The sequence below is a fragment of the Microcystis sp. LE18-22.4A genome (genome assembly GCF_027531105.1).
In the GTDB taxonomy this organism is placed as follows: domain Bacteria; phylum Cyanobacteriota; class Cyanobacteriia; order Cyanobacteriales; family Microcystaceae; genus Microcystis; species Microcystis aeruginosa.
On the sequence record NZ_JAPZRB010000040.1, the window covers coordinates 1 to 2,911 of the forward strand.

The 2,911-nt window shown below is 42.7% G+C and carries 2 protein-coding genes; both read left to right on the plus strand.

Translation table 11 applies throughout. The annotated features are described in order from the left end of the window. Nucleotides 1-242 precede the first annotated feature (242 nt). Entirely contained in the window at nucleotides 243-860 is a 618-nt protein-coding gene (locus tag O9295_RS01815) for a hypothetical protein (protein WP_288031222.1), read from the plus strand. 117 nt (nucleotides 861-977) lie between these two features. After that, nucleotides 978-2,837, plus strand: coding sequence for a RiPP maturation radical SAM C-methyltransferase (locus O9295_RS01820; protein WP_288031224.1), 1,860 nt, complete (start codon nucleotides 978-980; stop codon nucleotides 2,835-2,837). Nucleotides 2,838-2,911: the final 74 nt, after the last annotated feature.

The window sequence follows — 2,911 nt, forward strand, 5'->3', positions numbered from 1 at the left end:
CACTTTTGTGGAAGCCTTGGCAGCTTTTCGGACAGCGATGTCTTTCCGTTTCTTTGAGTGGCTGACCGAGAATCGGGATGTGTTTGCCGCTTACAAAGCCAGTTTAGGCTTTATTTGGGCTTGAAATTTGTTTAAGTCCCATTAGTACAGGTGATTTTCACCAGCAATGGGTTCCTGAGCAATCAGTAGTCAATGCTGCCTGCTTAGGGGTTGAAGTTGGGTTAGATCAAACCTTAATCGTAGTGGAATGCCAAAAGGAACGGCGCGTTACAGCAGCAGGTTTATTACATCACCCAGAACTCCAGAAGTTGTGGGAAAGTACATCTAGGGAGCAGTTGATTATCATTGAGTCTCCCTGGATGCCAATGTCTCTTGAGGATAGAATTGAACAGCCTTCAGAGAGAATGGTTAACCGCCACAATCTGCATTTGAGAGGAGGTTGTAAGACAGATCTAAATACTATCGTAGTAACGCCGGACAGTGAAGTAGGTTTCTGTTGTGGTTTAACTCGGGAGAAAATCCCTGAATTAAATGCACCTTGGAAACGCGGTTTTCTGGGCGAACAGCTTGAGGAAGCCGGTAAAGACTTCATGAAAATATGGCTTTTTGTAGATGGACCCGAAAAAATTCTGGCTTGGGCAGCATCAAAAAATCCAGAAATTGACTGGGAAAACCGCTATGCTCATCACTGCCATGCCTGTTTGAGAGTATTCAGCGATTCTCTAATTCGGGAAACCATTTCCAAGCATTACAGAGAGAGAGTAGATGATGTCCTGATGCGATATAGTTTAGGACTGCGAAAACAGGAATACCTTGAAGCTGAGGACGCCATCTTACAAGTTTATAGTAATCCTATTTGAGTTCCGAATTTCACAAAATGCCGAGCTTTTGTTATTCAAATTCGGTTTTCCAAAGGCTCGGCATTTATTGTCTTTGCGGTAGCTATTAAAAGGTTAGAAGATTAAAAGGGAAAAGAGATGATAGACGTATTGTTAATATTAATGCCTTATGCTGCCGTAGAGCGACCTTCAATTGGTCTTGGTTTGCTAAAAGCTTCTTTACAAGAAGCCGATGTGGAGTCTGTTGTCCTCTATCCCAACCTGTGGTTTGCAGAGGAAATAGGACTGGATGTATATAAAGGTATTAGCGGGGGTTTCTTAGAGTTATTTTTTGGGGAATGGACTTTTTCTGGTGCAGCTTTTCCTGATTTCCACCCGGCGCATGACGAATATTTCCGTTTGATTAAGCAAAAACTTGGTAAGAGACTCCAACAACACATTCCCAAAAGCACCAGTTATAGATCTTTCTTTTGGCAGATACGCGAAAAAGCTACAACTTTTATTGATAGAGTAGCTCTATCAGTTTTAGATTTACAGCCTAAGATTGTTGCGTGTAGTTCCACCTTTCATCAACATTGTGCATCTCTGGCTTTGCTACGTCGCATTCGAGAACTTGCTCCAGAGGTGATCACGCTTATGGGGGGAGCTAATTGTGAGGGAGAAATGGGGCTGGCAACAAAGCGAGAGTTTTCTTGGGTGGACTTCGTGGTTTCTGGTGAGGGGGATGAGTTGATGGGGCCTTTATGTCACCTGCTTTTAAAACAGGGTAGGCAGGTCGATCCAAGTTCTTTGCCCTATGGAGTGATTAGTTCGCACTCTTATGGTCAAGCTCAAGGTGAGACAATTGTAGCGCCTCGGACTTCAGTGCGAGACCTTAATCAGATACCCATCCCCGACTATGATGACTACTTTCAAGCTTTAGCCACTTCCCCATTAGCTTCCTATATTAAACCAGGACTACTGGTCGAGACTTCTCGGGGCTGTTGGTGGGGACAAATACATCATTGTACCTTTTGTGGTCTTAACGGCTCTAGTATGGGTTATCGATCCAAATCTCCGGAAAGAGTACTTCAAGAGTTGACTTACCTCGCCCAACGGTACGGGTTGCATCAATTTGAAGCAGTTGACAATATTCTAGATATGAGTTATTTAGAGACCTTGCTGCCCCATCTTGCTGCTTTGCCAGAACCATACTCCTTTTTTTATGAAACGAAAGCTAACTTAACTTATAACCAGTTGCAAAAACTAGTAGATGCGGGAGTAAATTCGATTCAGCCTGGCATTGAGAGCATGCATAACAGCATCCTGAAATTGATTGATAAAGGCACTACTGCTTGGATGAACGTACAGTTGCTTAAGTGGGCGCAGGAACTAGGTATTTATGTGTACTGGAATTTTTTGGTAGGAATTCCCAGAGAATCAGATACTTGGTATACCGAGATGGCAGAGTGGCTTCCCTTAATTGTTCATTTACAACCCCCTGCCAGTGTAATCAAAATTCAATACCATCGTTTTAGTCCCTATCATCAACGGCCTGCTGAGTTTGATTTAACACTTGTACCTAGTCAATTCTATCGTTATATATATCCCCTATCTTCCGAATCACTGACTAACCTGGTTTACTATTTTGAAGATGTGAGTAACTCAACAGAATCTAAAGCAGGTAAAACTATAGATGTATTTAACCGCTCAGGACTGGCAGCTTTAGATATCTGCTTACGAAAATGGACATTTTTGTATCACTGTCCAGGGACTCCAGTGCTAGAGATGATAGACGAAGGAGAGCAGATCCGGATTCGAGATACTCGACCTTGTGCAATTGAGCCAGAACAAGTAATTTCAGGTTTGGCTTATTGGGTGTACATTGCATGTGATCGAGCTTTGTCACAGCAGGGATTGTATAAGGAACTACTTCAAAAAGGAGTGGCTACGCTGACTGACGGACACATTTTTCAATACAAAGACAAGTACTGTTATGTGAAAGCCTCAAACTCCTGAATAAAAGAAAAGGTAATTTTGCCATAATAATCCTGACGAGCTTTGCGAGAAGCAAAACAGGGAAAAGGGTCAAC

Excerpts from the sequence above, each read along its gene's own strand:
- O9295_RS01820 (WP_288031224.1), top strand. The coding sequence starts at position 978 with ATGATAGACGTATTGTTAATATTAATGCCTTATGCTGCCGTAGAGCGA.